This window comes from Haloferula sp. A504, assembly GCF_044385805.1.
In the GTDB taxonomy this organism is placed as follows: domain Bacteria; phylum Verrucomicrobiota; class Verrucomicrobiia; order Verrucomicrobiales; family Akkermansiaceae; genus Haloferula.
Window position 1 is genome coordinate 34,546 of record NZ_JBISBU010000008.1, and the last position, 15,331, is coordinate 49,876.

Annotated in this window: 13 protein-coding genes and 1 tRNA gene; 4 read left to right on the plus strand and 10 right to left on the minus strand. The window is 64.6% G+C overall.

Annotated features, from left to right (window positions below):
* Positions 1-35 precede the first annotated feature (35 nt).
* From sucD to sucC, 3 genes are read right to left on the minus strand one after another with little or no spacing between them, the layout of a single operon-like run.
* Positions 36-932, minus strand: a complete 897-nt coding sequence (gene sucD / locus ACG2LG_RS06110; protein WP_396257273.1) for a succinate--CoA ligase subunit alpha — start codon at positions 930-932, stop codon at positions 36-38.
* Between the two features lie 5 nt (positions 933-937).
* Positions 938-1,465, minus strand: a complete 528-nt coding sequence (locus ACG2LG_RS06115) for a nucleotidyl transferase AbiEii/AbiGii toxin family protein (RefSeq protein ID WP_396257274.1) — start codon at positions 1,463-1,465, stop codon at positions 938-940.
* 18 nt (positions 1,466-1,483) lie between these two features.
* Complete coding sequence (gene sucC / locus ACG2LG_RS06120; protein ID WP_396257275.1) at positions 1,484-2,665, minus strand: ADP-forming succinate--CoA ligase subunit beta; 1,182 nt, start codon at positions 2,663-2,665, stop codon at positions 1,484-1,486.
* A gap of 136 nt (positions 2,666-2,801) precedes the next feature.
* Here sucC and ACG2LG_RS06125 point away from each other — a divergent pair, with 136 nt between their 5' ends.
* Positions 2,802-3,641: an ion transporter gene (locus ACG2LG_RS06125; protein ID WP_396257277.1), complete on the plus strand. Its 840-nt coding sequence runs from the start codon at positions 2,802-2,804 to the stop codon at positions 3,639-3,641.
* Here ACG2LG_RS06125 and ACG2LG_RS06130 read toward each other — a convergent pair.
* The 7 genes from ACG2LG_RS06130 to ACG2LG_RS06160 all read right to left on the minus strand — a co-directional run bounded on the left by ACG2LG_RS06130 (position 3,604) and on the right by ACG2LG_RS06160 (position 9,886).
* On the minus strand, positions 3,604-4,500 hold the full coding sequence (locus tag ACG2LG_RS06130; RefSeq protein ID WP_396257278.1) for a glycosyltransferase family 32 protein: 897 nt from the start codon (positions 4,498-4,500) through the stop codon (positions 3,604-3,606). The two genes, ACG2LG_RS06125 and ACG2LG_RS06130, sit on opposite strands and share 38 nt — an antisense overlap.
* Before the next feature lie 118 nt (positions 4,501-4,618).
* Positions 4,619-5,188 (minus strand): leucyl/phenylalanyl-tRNA--protein transferase, encoded by a 570-nt coding sequence (gene aat / locus ACG2LG_RS06135; protein WP_396257279.1) that lies wholly within the window; start codon positions 5,186-5,188, stop codon positions 4,619-4,621.
* Complete coding sequence (gene xseA / locus ACG2LG_RS06140) at positions 5,188-6,564, minus strand: exodeoxyribonuclease VII large subunit (protein ID WP_396257281.1); 1,377 nt, start codon at positions 6,562-6,564, stop codon at positions 5,188-5,190. The genes aat and xseA overlap by 1 nt, the downstream gene beginning before the upstream one ends.
* 76 nt (positions 6,565-6,640) lie before the next feature.
* Complete coding sequence (locus ACG2LG_RS06145) at positions 6,641-8,170, minus strand: RtcB family protein (protein WP_396257283.1); 1,530 nt, start codon at positions 8,168-8,170, stop codon at positions 6,641-6,643.
* Positions 8,167-8,826 (minus strand): HNH endonuclease, encoded by a 660-nt coding sequence (locus ACG2LG_RS06150; RefSeq protein WP_396257285.1) that lies wholly within the window; start codon positions 8,824-8,826, stop codon positions 8,167-8,169. Before ACG2LG_RS06150 ends, ACG2LG_RS06145 begins: the two co-directional genes overlap by 4 nt.
* A 15-nt stretch (positions 8,827-8,841) precedes the next feature.
* Positions 8,842-8,915 (minus strand) — tRNA-His (locus tag ACG2LG_RS06155).
* A gap of 566 nt (positions 8,916-9,481) precedes the next feature.
* On the minus strand, positions 9,482-9,886 hold the full coding sequence (locus tag ACG2LG_RS06160; protein ID WP_396257287.1) for a DUF2721 domain-containing protein: 405 nt from the start codon (positions 9,884-9,886) through the stop codon (positions 9,482-9,484).
* 82 nt (positions 9,887-9,968) lie between these two features.
* Here ACG2LG_RS06160 and cls point away from each other — a divergent pair, with 82 nt between their 5' ends.
* The 3 genes from cls (at position 9,969) to ACG2LG_RS06175 (ending at position 15,218) form a co-directional block, all read left to right on the plus strand.
* Positions 9,969-11,402, plus strand: coding sequence for a cardiolipin synthase (gene cls / locus ACG2LG_RS06165; RefSeq protein WP_396257288.1), 1,434 nt, complete (start codon positions 9,969-9,971; stop codon positions 11,400-11,402).
* Between the two features lie 141 nt (positions 11,403-11,543).
* Positions 11,544-12,533 (plus strand): malate dehydrogenase, encoded by a 990-nt coding sequence (locus ACG2LG_RS06170; protein WP_396257290.1) that lies wholly within the window; start codon positions 11,544-11,546, stop codon positions 12,531-12,533.
* A gap of 183 nt (positions 12,534-12,716) precedes the next feature.
* Positions 12,717-15,218: a sialate O-acetylesterase gene (locus ACG2LG_RS06175; RefSeq protein WP_396257291.1), complete on the plus strand. Its 2,502-nt coding sequence runs from the start codon at positions 12,717-12,719 to the stop codon at positions 15,216-15,218.
* Positions 15,219-15,331: the final 113 nt, after the last annotated feature.

A 15,331-nucleotide genomic window follows, 5' to 3' on the forward strand; every position in this document is an offset into this window, starting at 1 on the left:
CGGAACTACGAACCACTGGACCCGATCCGGAGGGATCACTTCCCCCAGTGCTTCAGCAGCGTGCTCGCCATGTCGCTCGGCGTTTCCGCCACCGCGATGCCGCATTCGGCGAGGATCCTCTTCTTCGCCTCGGCCGTGTCGTCCTCACCCCCGACGATCGCCCCGGCGTGACCCATGCGTCTTCCGGGAGGAGCGGTCGCCCCGGCGATGAATCCGCAAATCGGCTTGCTGCAGTGGTCCTTCGCCCAGCGAGCCGCTTCAGCCTCGGCGTCGCCACCGATCTCGCCGATCATGATGATCGCCTCGGTCTCCGGGTCGTCGTTGAACATCTTCAGCACATCGAGGTGCGAGGTGCCGTTGATCGGATCGCCGCCGATGCCCACGCAGGTGCTCTGACCATAGCCGAGGCTGGTGAGCTGAAAGACCGCCTCATACGTGAGAGTGCCCGAACGGGACACCACGCCGACATTGCCGCGCTTGTGGATGTAACCGGGCGAGATGCCGATCCGGCAGCCGCCGTGGCTCTTCTCGCCATGACCCGGCGTCACCACCCCCGGGCAGTTCGGACCGATCAGGCGCGACTTGGAGCCCATCATGGCTTCCTTCACCCGCATCATGTCCATCACCGGAATGCCCTCGGTGATCGCCACCACGAGTTCCACGCCGGCGTCCACCGACTCAAGGATCGCGTCGGCCGCGAAGGCCGGCGGCACGAAGATCGCGGAAGCCGTCGCCCCGGTTTCGGCCACGGCCTGCGAAACGGTGTCGAACACCGGCACCTTGTCCTCGAAGGTCTGACCACCCTTGCCCGGTGTCACGCCCGCCACGACCTGCGTGCCGTATTCGAGGGACAGTTTCGCGTGGCGGCCGCCGAAGCTGCCGGTGATGCCCTGGATCAGGACCTTGGTGTTTTCGTCGATCAGAATGGCCATCGGTGTCAGTGTTCGAGTTTCGAGGAAACGGTTTCGGGCAATTGGTCGGAAAGTTGGGGATGGGCCTCGATCAGACGCGCGATGTCGGCAAGATCCTTTTGACGCTTGCTGGGACGTCGCCCGGCATCCTGATAGGCTGCGAGTTTCCCCTGCAAGGTGTCCTCCAGCGACGCCACCCGCATCAAGATGCCGTGAACGTCGGCCGGAACCGACCTCGTGGGAAACTCCTGATAAAACGCCTCGGTGCTGATCTGGATGCTCACTTTCGATTCACCCTTGAGGTTCACCGACCACTCGAAGCGCTCCTCGCGGAAACCCTCACCTGTGAGCACCTCCACCGCGTCCTCGATGCGCTCCGCCGCAATCACCAGGTCGACATCGGCCGTCGCCATCGGTTCCTCGGACCAATGGTTCACCGCGAGGCCTCCGATCATGCACCACGGGATTCCACGGTCCTCGAGCGCGCCGACCAGCTTGGTGACGTCCGCGCCGCCACCCATGGTCTGCCAGTCGTAGAACTCGCGGTGAGTCATCGCCTCGTGAATCGCAAATCAGGAAACCGCCTCGACAATTTTCTGCGCGCCATCGGCCATGGTTCCGGCCGAGACGATGTTCAGGCCGCTCGCCTCGAGCGTCGCCTTGCCGGCATCGACGTTGTTGCCCTCGAGCCGGACCACCAGCGGCAGTGGCAGGCCGGTTTCCTTGGCGGCGGCGACCACGCCCTCGGCGATGACATTGCAGTCCATGATGCCGCCGAAGATGTTGATCAGGATCCCCTTCACGTTGGGGTCGCCGAGGATGATCTTGAAGGCCGCCGCGACCTGCTCCTTCGAGGCGCCGCCACCGACGTCCAGGAAGTTCGCCGGATCACCGCCGTAGTGCTTGATGATGTCCATCGTCGCCATCGCCAGGCCGGCGCCGTTCACGAGGCAGGCGATGTTGCCGTCGAGACCGATGTAGTTGAGATCATACTCCGAAGCGGCCACCTCGCGCGGGTCCTCCTCCTCGGTGTCGCGCATCGCGACGATGTCCGGATGGCGGTAGAGCGCGTTGTCGTCGAAGCCGAACTTGGCATCGAGCGCCAGCACCCGGCCGTCGGGCGTCGTGACCAGCGGATTGATCTCCAGCATCGAGCAATCGCAGGAGATGAAGAGCTTGTAGAGATTCTTGAGGAGCTTTCCGAACTGCTTTGCGAAATCGCCGGAAAGCCCGAGCGCCGCCGCCAACTTGCGGATCTCGTAGCCCTGAAGGCCGAGCAGCGGATGGACATACTGGCGGATGATCTTCTCCGGAGTTTCGTGGGCGACGTCCTCGATGCTCATGCCGCCCTCGGTCGAGGCGACGATCACCGGCCGGCAGGTCGCGCGGTCCATCAGGATGGAAAGGTAGTATTCGTGGGAAATATCGACCGCCTCGGCGACCATCACCTTGCGCACCAGGCGACCCTCCTCGCCGGTCTGCACGGTCACCAGGGTCTCGTTGAGCATTTTCCCGGCGAACTCCGCCGCCTGCTCGGGCGAGTCGATCAGGTGGACTCCGCCCTGAAAGCCGTTCTTGAAGTGCCCCTTGCCGCGCCCGCCGGCATGCACCTGGGCCTTGATCACCAGCTTCGATCCCGCGAACTCCCTGGCCGCCCCGGCCGCCTCCTCCGGCGTGGACGCCACCTTCCCCTGCGGACTCGGGACGCCATACTGATCAAAGAGTTGCTTGGCCTGATATTCGTGAATGTTCATGACTCGGGAATGGGCGGCGCGACGCTGTGACGGCGGACCGCAGGGGTCAAGGAGATGTGAGCCTTTTCCGTGCCAAACGCCAGGAACTTGCCAGCGGGCCCTGCATGCCGGATCGTCCCGCCGCCCCAGCACCACCATGAGCGAGCAAGACCTGATCCGCCTCCTCGAGCGCCTGCCTGAACCGAACCGCCGGGCCTCCCTCGCCCGCTGGATCGAGTCGACTGCCATGCAGCGGCTCATCATCGCGGTGATCCTGCTCAACGGCCTCATTCTCGGTCTCGAAACGAGCCCGGCCATGATGGACCGGGCCGGGACCCTGCTGCTGGTTCTCGACAAGCTCTGCCTGCTGGTCTTCATCGCCGAGATCCTCATCAAACTCGTCGCCTATCGCGGCCTCTTCTGGCGCAACGGCTGGAACTGGTTCGACTTCCTGGTCGTCGCCATCGCGCTGGTCCCCAACGCCGGCCCGTGGGCCGTGCTCCGCTCGCTGCGCATCCTCCGGGTGCTGCGGCTGCTCACCGTGATGCCGCAGCTGCGGAAAGTCATCGCCGCCTTCATCCACGCGATTCCCGGGCTGTCCGGCGTGATCGTCGTGATGGCGGTCTTCTTCTACACCATGGGAGTCCTCGCCACGAACCTGTTCGGCGAAACCTTCCCTGCGTGGTTCGGCACCCTCGGGGCGAGCCTCTACTCGCTTTTCCAGATCATGACGCTGGAAAGCTGGTCGATGGGCATCGTCCGTCCGGTGATGGAGGTCCACCCCTGGGCCTGGTCGTTCTTCGTCCCCTTCATCGTCATCGCCACCTTCACCATCCTCAACCTCTTCATCGGCATCATCGTCTCCACCATGCAGGAACTTTCGACCCTGCCGGACCCGGAGGAGCAGAAGTCCCGCTACGAGACCGTGAAGGAGACCCTGAGCAAGATGGAGCAGGGCCTCAGCGACCTGCGCCGGCAGATCGAACGGATGGATTGACCGCGGCCACACCGGCTTCGCGGCACAGGCAATCCACCGTGACCAGCTCCGAGGAGGTCGCGGGTGCCGCATTTCGGAGCAGGCGGGCATTCCGACGATGGACCAACCTGGCCACCAGGCGGACAAGGATGATCTCCCTGAGCGGCATCCCGGTGAGCCAGGAACCGGTGACTTGGTGGCTGGCGAAGTTGCCGAAACTGAGGGTCACCTTCCGAACCAGCTCGGGATTCCGCTCATCAAGGGCGGCGATAAGCTTGAGCCCGCCCCGGGACTCGGGCGACTCAATGAAAGTGCGGGTAACCATGCCCGGCCCCGCGGTGTAAAGCACCCGGAAGGAGTGGGCATTGCCCATGATCTCGGGGAGGCTTGCCAGATCCGACGAGCTCGGGAGGCGCAGGGAGTCCGGCTCCAGAGCCACCTTCCGGATGTTCTCGGCACAGGCCATCAGGAAGGGATGCCCGGGCTCGGCACCGAAGGCATACTGCCCGATCATCTCAAGGGTGCCGTATCGCGCCGCGAAGAAGGGGTCGGCATAGCGCTCGAACGGAAACACCGCATGGTGATTCAGAAGCTCGTCGAAGGGCTTGTGGGGAAGCACATCGATATCCAGATAGAAGCCCCCGTGCTTGTGGACCGCAAGCAGACGGAAAAGGTCGATCCGGGAAATGACATCCGGCAAGGCATCATAGGCCTCGGAAAATTCCGGATACTCCCGCCGCACGAAGGATTCAACCTCATCGTCGGCGAAAAACCGGAACTCGTAGTCCGGGTGCAGCTTCCTCAGCCGGCGCTGGAAGGCCCTGTAGCGTCGGGGAATCGTCCGGGTCTTCCACGTCTGGATGAAGCACTTGGGAATCATGCTTCGATCAAGGCGGAGGTGCTGGTGGAGAGCTTGCTGACAATCACGCCCCGGACCATGCGGAGTCCCCGGCATGGATGACAAGGCTTATGGCCGCATCCGGGACGCGCCGTCGACCTCACCCGTCCCCGCCGAGAGCCGCTCCCAGCATCTTCAGATAATCATCCCGCGTCACCTCGTAGCCACCGAACTGCCGCAGGTGATCGGTCATCCACTGGGTGTCCAACAGCACCGCCCCCTCGCTCTTCAGCCAATCCACCAGGTGCACCAGCGCGATCTTCGACGCATCGGTTTTCCGGGAAAACATGCTCTCGCCGAAGAAGCCCCGGCCGATCCGGACCCCGTAGAGCCCGCCCTGAAGCCCCTCTTCGTCCCAGCACTCCACCGAATGGGCGAATCCTTGCTCAAACAGGCCGACGTAGCTGGCCACGATCGTCTCGTCGATCCATGTCTCGGCGCGCTCGGCGCAGGCCCGCATCACGGCCTCGAAGGCGGTGTCGCGCCGGATCTCGAAGGGACGCTTCTTCAGAGCGCGCCTGAGCCCCCTGGGCACATGAAAGCGCTCATCCAGCGGGATGACACCCCGGAACGTCGGAGAGAACCACAGGATCTCCCCCTCCTCGGCCATGGGAAACACCCCCTGGCCGTAGGCCCGGAGCAGGATCTCGGGAGGAATCGCCGCCGACATCAACCCTCGCGCCGGTCGATTTTGCGCACCTCACTGACGGCCTCGCCATCGCGGAGCTTGGTCCGCAGCTCGGCACCCTCCCGCACCTGGTCCACCGAACGCACCGCCCGGCCCTCATGATCGAGCGTGATCGAAAAGCCCCGCTCGAACGCCGACTCCGGACCGAGCGCCCGCAGCAGTCCGCGCAGATGATCCAGGCGTTCCTCCTGGCCCGCCAGACGCTGCTCGACCGCCCGGAAAAGGCGGCGCGACAGGTCGACCGCCGCCTCGCGCTGACGCTCCAGCCGCCGCTCCGGCCGAACCGTTTCCAGCGACCGAGCCACCGCCCGGACTTCCAGCACGCGGTCGCGCCAAGATGCCTGAACCGCCCCCCGAAGCCTCTCCCTGAGCCCGTCGACCCGCATCGCCGGCTCGCGCAGCAGGCGATCCCCGCCGCGCGAAAGCACGCCCCGCCGTGCGTTCTCCAGCACCAGGTCGAGCCGACCCAGGCGATCCTCCACGCGGCGCCCCAGGCGGCTCCGCAAGGCATCGATCCGGCCCCGCAGCTCATCGCCCGACGGCACCGCCAGCTCGGCCGCCGCACTCGGCGTCGGCGCCCGCAGGTCGGCGACAAAGTCGGCGATGGTGAAGTCGATCTCGTGCCCGACCGCCGAGATCACCGGGATCGGACACCCGGCGATCGCCCGCGCCACGATCTCCTCGTTGAAGTTCCACAAGTCCTCCAGCGAGCCGCCACCGCGCCCGACGATCAGCACGTCGGCACGAGGCAGGTCGTACTTTTCGGGCTCACCCATCCGCCGGATGGCCCCGGCGATCTCCCGTTCGGCGCCCTTGCCCTGCACCCGCACCGGCAGGAGCACCGGCTCCACCCACGGCGCGCGCCGCTCCAGCACGTTGAGGATGTCGCGGATGGCCGCACCGGTCCCGGAGGTGATCAGACCGATCCGCATCGGAAACGCGGGCAACTCCCGCTTCCGCTCCGCCGCGAACAAGCCCTCCGCATCCAGCTTCCGCTTGAGCGCCTCGAAGCGCGCCTGAAGCTCGCCGACCCCCGCAACCTCGACCTTCTGGACGATGATCTGCAGCTGCCCGCGCGCCTCATAGACGCTCGGCTCGGCGAAGACGCGGACCTTCACCCCATCCTCCAGAACCTCCGCCCCCGGCCGCCGCCGCGCGCCGAACATCGCGCAGGAAATCTGGGCCTTCTCGTCCTTGAGCGAAAAATACCAGTGCCCGCTGCCCTGTTTGCGCAGGTTCGACACCTCGCCCTCGACCCACTGCTCGCCCAGCTCGACCTCCAGCAGATTCTTCATCCGCCGCACGAGCTGGGTCACGCTGAGCGCCTTCTTCTCCTTGCCGTCACCGAAAAGTTCCACCACCGGATGATGCCGTATCCTTCGTTTCCGGCAAGCCAGACCCCAAGCCGCGAAAGGCATTGAAGTCGGGTCGCACTCACCACTCCTTCATCTCCTGGTTCGTCCGGCGCCGCTCCTTGCGATGCTGGATCTGGCGTTTCTGCTTCGGCGTGAGTTCCTCCTCGCGGCTGAGCCACGGTTTCGGAACGTCACCCGCCATGATGCAGCCGAGAGGACGGATCTGCGCGACGATCTCCGCCAGTCCGAAATCACGGATCTGGGCCGTGACACTGGCGGCATTCTTGTAGGCCACCGGAGTCTCGCTGAGGTCCGGCTTTCCGCAGTACCAACGCACGTCGATGCCATCGGTCGACGACTCGATCTGATGACGCCGGGCGTCCTCACTTGGGAACTGCCGCTTGAGCGCCGTCCGCGACATGTTCCGCCCCGCACCGTGCGGCGCGAAGGAGAGGAACTCCTCACGGTCGCCACCCAGCACCAGCAGGATCGGCTCCGCCATGTTCAGCGGGATCAAGCCGAGCCGGGGCCGACCATCCGAGTCGCGCCACGCCGGCGTCGCGCCCTTGCCGTGCATGAACATGTCACCCCGTTGCCAGACGAAGTTGTGCTCGTTGCCGACCTCGGCCGATGACACCCCGCCAATCCGCTCAAGGAAGCGGCGATGGATCACCTCGTGGTTTGCCCTGGTCCACAACGAGACATACTTCAGTGCTTCCCAGTAGTTGCGACCGACGTCCGACTTCATATCCAGCCAGGCCGCAGCCGGCGGGATTCGATCCGCCTCGCGCTCGGTGTGCTTCAGCGCCGCGTGCTGGCCACGTTTGTAAACCGCCGCACCGAGACCCCGCGAACCGTGGTGGGTCACCAGCACCCGGTAGCTCGGCTGAGCAAGCTTCCCGGCCAGATCCTCGTAACCCGCCAGCCGCAGCATCGCGCGCATCGGTTCATCGACCGCCACCTCGCCCACGTAGGCGAAGTGGTTGCCGTCGCCCTGGTCCGCAAGGTGCGCATGCGCACGGTCACGCAGCCCCTTGAGGAAGGGATTGCCCCACACATCATGATCGAGCACCGGGTCCTCGACCAGATCGTCGAGATGCCGGTGCCCCATGCCGAAGCGAGTCGCCGAGGTCAGGGCATCGAGTTCCTTCGCCACCGTGCTGCGGGCCTCGTAAAAGGTCGCAAACATCGAACAGCAGATGTCGGCCGAGTGGGCGGACGGGATCACCGCGTTCTCCACGGCGATTGCTCCGCCCACCGGAATCACGGCACGGCCCGGTCCTGCCGGACACGCATCCGGCATGATCGCGCCACGCTGGATCACCGGGACCTTGAGGAGTTCATCCATCCTGGTTCGGACGGCCGCGACGTTCTCCCGCTCCTCCTTGCTCGCCGGGCGGATCGCCTCGGTAAAGGGAACGGCCCTCTTCCGCAGCACCGCCTTGGGCGGCGGCGGTTCGAAGTCGCGGCGCAGGAGCTTGAGAAGATACTTCTTCCCGCTCACGCCACGCGCTTCGTATTCCGCGGCGCGAGCGAGCATTTCCTTGAAGACCGGACCCGGACGGTAGCCCGCCGCGATCAGATCTTCGCCTGTGAGTGTTGATTTCATTCCGATTGAAAAGGGGTTCGGGAGCGGAGCCGAAGCTCCGCTCCCTGGGGTTGGCCCCTACTTCTTGAGGAAGCTGAGCCAGTGCTCAGAAAGAATTCCCATTCAGGAATCTTCCAAAGATTCCTGAGTCGCACGACTTTCGGCACCGGTTGCGGCGCGGCGGGCTGCCTGAGCAGCCTGAGCCCCGCTTCCTCGGGAGTCCTCGCACCTTTCCGACGGTTCACCTCCTTGTCGGAAAGAACGCAGTTCTCCCAGCCGTCCACGCCGCCCCGCGAGCGCGGGATCACGTGGTCGATGTCGGCCTCGTGCCGGGCAAGCCGGCGACCGGTGTACTGGCACCGCCCGCCATCGCGCATCCAGAGACCGTCGAGCCCGAAGCTTGGCACGTGCATCGGCACCCGATCGAAGTGGTTGAGCACCAGGACGGCAGGAATCCGGACCGGCCCGCGGGGAGTTCCGACGGATCGAGTGCCCGCATCCAGTGCCAGCCAGGCCTCCCAGTCGAGAGGTTCGACCGACCCGTCTTCGATCCGCAGTGCACGGGCACTGCCCGAGGCGAGATGAAGGAAGGCGTCCGCGGGAGTGACCGCGTCGATGGCCAGCCAGTGCCGGTTCAGAACCAGCACGGAAAGTTGATGGAGGAATGGAGTCGTCATGGATGGAAGAGTGTTTGGGTTGACCTACCGGACTTGAACCGGCCCCGCCGCAATCACACTGCGGGATGCTACCACTACACCAAGGCCAACATTTTTGCTCGAAGACATAACTTACCCGTCGCTCAGCACACCGCCTCCCGCACCCATGGTGCATCGGACGAATGAACAGCGGATCAAGCCACGCCTCGTGAGACATGATATGTTCTCGAATCAGGATATTTCGTGTTTCAATGGGTTCGACATGAGGCCGCGAATTCAGGTTTGAATATTGGGATTCATCCAGCTTCACCGGATCACAAGGACGCAAAAAAGCCCGCTTCCCAGTGGGGAGCGGGCGTCTTGAATCCGTGAATCGAGGCGTCAACCGCCTCTCGAGGACAAACACCGGCTCCCGCAGTCATTCGGGCAGGAACGGAGACCATGACCAAACTTCTCAAGCATGAGAAAACCTGGAGCATCCACCACCTCCTCGAGACCCAAACCTGCAATCATGCAAGGGGCGCTGAGCTTCGTAATGGCGGTTGAATAATTCATGGCAGGATTCGGTTGCGGGCGTGGGAATACATATCTCCCGCAATTGGGTCAACCTAAAATAACAATTCTTTCATCATCGATGCATCACAAGCGATATGGGGAAAGCAAATGTGCCATGGACTCACTCGCCACCCTGCCGCGTCTCGAGCGTCTTGAGCAGAATGCGCAGGGCACCGCCCGAAATCCAGACCTCGACCATCAGACAGGCCAGCGACAACCCCATCAGCGCCAGCGCGGTTCCGAAGCACGAGACCGCCAGCCACTGGACGCCACCGATGACCGCGAGCATCGACACCACGCAGAGAAACAGACTCACCGCCCCGAAAAACTGCATCCAGCGGATCAGCGTGAGGCGGCGTCGCAGGTTGGAGATCTGCCGCATCAGCGTTTCATCCCGCTCGGTCGTCCACGCGCCGTAGAGCTGGCGGATCAATGCCGCCAGGTGGAGGAAGCGGTTGGTGAACGACAGGAACAGGAGGCTGATCGCCGGGAACAGGAGTGCGGGTGTGGAGACTTCGAGGGTCACGCCCGCTTGTAGCTGCCCGGATGCGCGCCGACGAGGCTCGGTTCCTGCTTTCACCCACGCCCGGGACTGCTAGAAAGGGGCGGTGCCTGAACTTGTTTCACCCCCGTTCCTGACGCTGCTCGGTCTCGTGCTGCTCCACGCGATCGGAATCGGGCACATCGTGCACGTGCTGATCCACGGCCGGACGGCCCAGGGCACGATCGCCTGGATCGTCTGCATGGCGGTGCTGCCGTGGCTGGCGATTCCCTTCTACTGGATCGCCGGTCGGCGGCGCTTCACGGGCTACGTCCGGGCACGCCGTTCCGAGGACGAGGACGTGCGCCGGACCCTGGAGGACCTCCACCGTCGGCTCAGGGAATACGAGCTCGAGCCCGACGACGCCTTCGGCCGGGCCGCCCGGACCCTCGGAGGACTTCCTTTCACCAAGGGCAACGACATCGAACTGCTGATCGACGGCGACGAAACCTTCACCGCCATCTTCCGCGCCATCGCCTCGGCGGAGAATTACCTGCTGGTCAACTTCTTCATCGTGAAGAACGACCTCGTCGGGAGGAAGTTCCAGCAAGCCCTCATCGAGCGCGCCCGCAAGGGTGTCCGGGTCTTCTTCCTTTTCGATGAAATCGGATCCCACAAGCTCCCCAACGCCTACCTGGCCGAGATGGAGGACGCGGGCATCGAGTGCCATTCCTTCGGCACCAACCGCTTCTGGTGGTCCCGCCTCCAGATCAATTTCCGCAACCACCGCAAGATCGTCGTCGTCGACGGCCGCGAGGCCTTCATCGGAGGCCTGAACGTCGGCGACGAGTACCTCGGCCGCGACAAGAAGTTCGGCGCATGGCGCGACACCCACCTGCAGCTCCGCGGACCCACCGTCCAGGCCATCCAGCTGGTCTTTCTGGAGGACTGGAACTGGGCCGCCGACGAGCGCATCACCGGCCTCGACTGGGACGGCGACCCGCAACCCCACGACGAGATCACCGCCATCCTCCCCACCGGCCCGGCGGATCCGGCGGACTCGTGGCAACTGATCGTCGCCGAAGCCTGCAACAGCGCGAAGCAGCGCCTGTGGATCACCTCTCCCTATTTCGTCCCCGACGCCGGCGTGCTGACCGCTCTCCAGACCGCGGCCATCCGCGGGGTCGATGTGCGGATCCTGCTTCCCGAAAAGGCCGACCACCGGATGGTCTGGCTCGCCGCCTTCACTTTTTATGAGGAAACCCTCCCCTACGGCATCCGGCTGTTCCGCTACCACGAGGGCTTCCTTCACCAGAAGGTCATGCTCGTCGACGACCGCTACGGCTTTGTCGGCACCGGCAACCTCGACAACCGCTCGTTCCGCCTGAACTTCGAGATCACCGCCGTGACCACCGACACCGGATTCATCGGCGAACTCACGGAAATGCTGGAGAAGGATTTCGATCGGTCCCGCGAGGTCGAGATGGAGGATTTCACGAAAAGTCATGTCCTCTTCCGGCTCGCATGCCGGGCCGCCCGCCTCGCCGCTCCGGTGCTCTGAGGAGCCCGGTATTCCGGCGATTTGCGCACTTCGCACATTCCACCAAAACCGCCTCACCGCCTCCGATCCGGTCCGGATACGGTTGACCCACACAGCAAGTCTCGACTACCTCGCTGCCGTCAATTCCACCCGACAACTCACATGAAGGATCCCATCACCATCTCCATCACCGGCGCCGCCGGCAACATCGGCTACGCCCTGCTCTTCCGCATCGCCTCCGGCTCCGTTTTCGGACCCGACCAACCGGTCAACCTCAACCTGATCGAGATCGAGCCCGCCCTGCCCGCGCTGGAAGGCGTGGTCATGGAACTCGATGACTGCGCGTTCCCGCTGCTCAACAGCATCGTCGCCACCGCCGACCTCAATGCCGGCTTCCGCGACGCCGATTGGGCGCTACTCGTCGGTTCGGTGCCGCGCAAGGCCGGCATGGAGCGCAACGACCTGCTCGGCATCAACGGCAAGATCTTCACCGGCCAGGGCCGGGCCATCGCTTCCAATGCCAAGCCGACCTGCCGCACGCTGGTGGTCGGCAACCCGTGCAACACCAACTGCCTGATCGCCATGGCCAATGCCTCCGGCATGCCGAAGAACCAGTTCTTCGCCATGACCCGGCTCGACGAGAACCGCGCCAAGTCGCAGCTCGCCAAGAAGGCCGGCGTGCACCCCTCGCAGGTCACCAACCTGTGCATCTGGGGCAACCACTCGGCGACCCAGTATCCCGACTTCACCAATGCCAAGATCGACGGCAGGCCGGTCACCGAGGTCATCACCGACCGCGAGTGGCTCGAGGGCGAATTCATCACCACCGTCCAGCAGCGTGGTGCCGCCATCATCAAGGCCCGCGGGGCTTCCTCCGCCGCCTCGGCCGCCAACGCGGCGCTCGACACGGTCGTCAGCCTCATCACCCCGACCCCCGAGGGCGACTGGCACAGCGTCGCCGTGGCCAGCGACGGCTCCTACGGCATCGAGGAAGGCATCATCACCTCCATGCCGATCAAGACCAACGCCGACGGCAGCTGGGAGGTCGTGCAGGGCGTCCCGGTGAATGATTTCAGCCAGGGCAAGATCGACGCCACCGTCGCCGAGCTCAAGGAAGAGCGCGAGGCGGTGAAGGACCTCATCCCCGGCTGAGCCGGCGCGCGACCCGGTCGCGCCTCGTCAGTTCTCAGAAGCCCGGCCATCCACTGGATCGCCGGGCTTTTTCGTGCCGGGGAAATCACGCCAGCGACGCCGCGCCGTCTCCATGATCAAACGCCCGCACGACCTGCGTATCACTGGCCACTTCCAAACCTCCATCCCCCGTCAACCCGGATCATGAAACCCATCAGCTTCCTCGCGGCCACCCTCTCGCTGTTCGCCCTGCACGCCGCTCCGGTGCCCCTCGAACTTTCCCGCCCCGATGGAAAGCCCGGCAATTCCGACAAACCCGTCAAGGTCTACATCCTCGCCGGACAATCGAACATGGTCGGCATGGGCGACATCCAGGGAGCCCGGCCTCCCCACCCCGCCGTCTATCTGTCCGCCGATCCAGCCATCATTCCCGGCCAGATGCCGGCCGGCACCCAGCGCAGCAAGGGCGCCTGCAAGTGGTTCTGGAAAAACATCCCGGCTCTCCGCTCCCACGGTCTTTTCCAGTCCGCCGACGAGTCATCGCCAACCGGTGCCGTGGTCGCCATCCACAAGGGTGCCTACGATCCGAAGGCGGACTACACCAAGCTCAAGCCGGCTGAAAGCACCACCATGAAGCTGGGTCAGGTGGCGGCGACCGTCCCCGCCCTCGAAGGTGCCTGCACGACGGTCGCCCGCGCCTTCATCGAAGTCCCCGAAACCGGCTCCTATCTGGTGCACGTCGGCTTTGGCGACAGCACCCACGCGGTCGCTCAAGTCAACGGCCGCGAAGTTTACCGCAAGGAGACCGACGGACAACCCGCACTCACCAAGGTCACCCTAGAGGCCGGCCAGCGTTATCCGCTCACCATCACCTATCTCAGGGGAGGATCGGCCGCCCTGTGGCTGGAGCAGGTGGATCTCGTCGGCAAGGGCGACCTGGTCACGCTCACGAAAAAGGACGGCAAGTTTCCCTTCCTAGTCGACGAGGCGGGCGAGTGGACCGTCCGCCAGGATGTACATTTCAGGGAGGCCAGGGTTCTCAAGGGCGACAAGAGCGGCCCGCTTACCGCCACCTCCAACGGCGGCAGCATCGGACCGGAGCTTGGCTTCGGTTTCGTGATGGGTACCTACCACGACGAGCAGGTGCTGTTGATCAAGACCGCCATGGGCAACCGCTCGCTGGCCTCCGACTTCCGGCCGCCCTCCAGCGGCAAGTTCGACCCCGAGAGCGAGTGGGAAGGTTTGGAGTACCGCCTCATGCTCAAGGGCGTGCGCGAAACGCTTGAGAACATCGGCGAATACGTGCCCGGCTACCAGGGACAGGGATACGAACTCACCGGCTTTTGCTGGTTCCAGGGCCACAAGGACCGCGGATCGAGCAAGGAGGAGTACGAGAGCCATCTGGTCAACCTGATCCAGGACCTGCGCAAGGACCTCGAGGCTCCCAACATGAAGGCCGTGGTCGCCACGGCCGGGTTCGGCGGATACCGCATTCTAAGCGGCGACTGGAGCGGTGTGTGGGAGGCCCAGATGGCCGTGGGCGACCCCGCACAGCATCCCGAGTTCAAAGGCAACGTGGCCTCGGTCGACACCCGGGACTTCTGGCGCGAAATCGAGGAGTCGCCTCGAAGCCAGGACTACCACTACCACCGCAACCCGGAGTTTTACCTGCTGACGGGCGAGGCCATGGGTCGTGCGATGGTGCGCCTGCAGGGCGGTGAAGCGGCGGAGATGCCCAAGTCGGACCGCGAAGCGAAGACCAAGGCGGCCATGGCGACGGAAGCCGCGACGCCGGAGCCGACCGCAGAGCAAATCGCCGCTTCCAACGCGGCGGTCAAACCGATGATCCTCGACGGTCTGCTGCAGGCCTATCTCGCCGACCCCCGCAACCGGAAAAAGCTCGAAACCGCCTTCGTCACGGCCACGCCGATGCCGGACGCGACTCCGGAATACCTCGAGGATACGGTGGACGACGTTGTTGCCTTCATGCAGGAGGCCGGCATCCACGAATACGACTGGACGCCTGTGCCCGACGGCATGAGGACGGCCGATTGGCAGATCTTCGGCTTCGATCTCGCCGACAACCCCTACGACCAGACCACCCCCGTCAAACTGGAGAAGGGTCAGAAATTCAAACCCACCCCGGTGGAACTCAAGTTTCCCGCCGGCCAGGAGAATTGGTTCGCGCCCGACTTCGACCCGCAGAAAGCCGGCTGGCGAAGCGCCCCCGCCCCCTTTGGCATGGCCATGGAGGAGGAAAGGCCGGAGGGCGTCCAGTGGCTCGCCAAGTACGCGCTCTACCCCGTCAAGCGCCCCCTGCCCACCACCGTGGTGGAGAACGACGTGCTGCTGATGCGCGGCAGCTTCGAACTGCCACCGGTCAAGGACGGGCATCGCTACCGCATCCGCGTCGACGGCAGCATCAACGGCAATTCCGGGGAGGGCTTCGCCATCTACGTCGATGGCAGGCTGCTCGGCGAACAGAAGAACGGCGTCACCGCCTGGCGTCGGCAGGGCCTGCGGGGGAGCCATGTCTGGCAGGAATTCCGCGACGACTTCGGGGGCGGCAAGGTGACCATCGCCGTCGCCAACTTCCCGATGAGCAACTGGAATCCGGACAGCTTCATCCCCGCGATCGGACCCTTGAGCGTGTGGATCGAGGAGCAGAAGCTGCCGCAACCGGAGCTGCCGCCACTGGAGGAGTAGGTGCCCGGGGCTTGTCGCGTGGCTGAGTGGGCCCCGCCCCAGGCGATCACCTGCTGGTGATCGCTCTCGCAGGCCGTTCTCTTCTCGAATCTCGACATTCCGGAGCCGTTTGA

What these genes read in the sequence shown, in the direction of transcription:
- ACG2LG_RS06175 (WP_396257291.1), top strand. Translation starts at nt 12,717, where the DNA reads ATGAAACCCATCAGCTTCCTCGCGGCCACCCTCTCGCTGTTCGCCCTG.
- sucC (WP_396257275.1), bottom strand. Translation starts at nt 2,665, where the DNA reads ATGAACATTCACGAATATCAGGCCAAGCAACTCTTTGATCAGTATGGC.
- ACG2LG_RS06150 (WP_396257285.1), bottom strand. Translation starts at nt 8,826, where the DNA reads ATGACGACTCCATTCCTCCATCAACTTTCCGTGCTGGTTCTGAACCGG.
- ACG2LG_RS06145 (WP_396257283.1), bottom strand. Translation starts at nt 8,170, where the DNA reads ATGAAATCAACACTCACAGGCGAAGATCTGATCGCGGCGGGCTACCGT.
- ACG2LG_RS06115 (WP_396257274.1), bottom strand. Translation starts at nt 1,465, where the DNA reads ATGACTCACCGCGAGTTCTACGACTGGCAGACCATGGGTGGCGGCGCG.
- sucD (WP_396257273.1), bottom strand. Translation starts at nt 932, where the DNA reads ATGGCCATTCTGATCGACGAAAACACCAAGGTCCTGATCCAGGGCATC.
- aat (WP_396257279.1), bottom strand. Translation starts at nt 5,188, where the DNA reads ATGTCGGCGGCGATTCCTCCCGAGATCCTGCTCCGGGCCTACGGCCAG.
- ACG2LG_RS06170 (WP_396257290.1), top strand. Translation starts at nt 11,544, where the DNA reads ATGAAGGATCCCATCACCATCTCCATCACCGGCGCCGCCGGCAACATC.
- ACG2LG_RS06125 (WP_396257277.1), top strand. Translation starts at nt 2,802, where the DNA reads ATGAGCGAGCAAGACCTGATCCGCCTCCTCGAGCGCCTGCCTGAACCG.
- ACG2LG_RS06130 (WP_396257278.1), bottom strand. Translation starts at nt 4,500, where the DNA reads ATGATTCCCAAGTGCTTCATCCAGACGTGGAAGACCCGGACGATTCCC.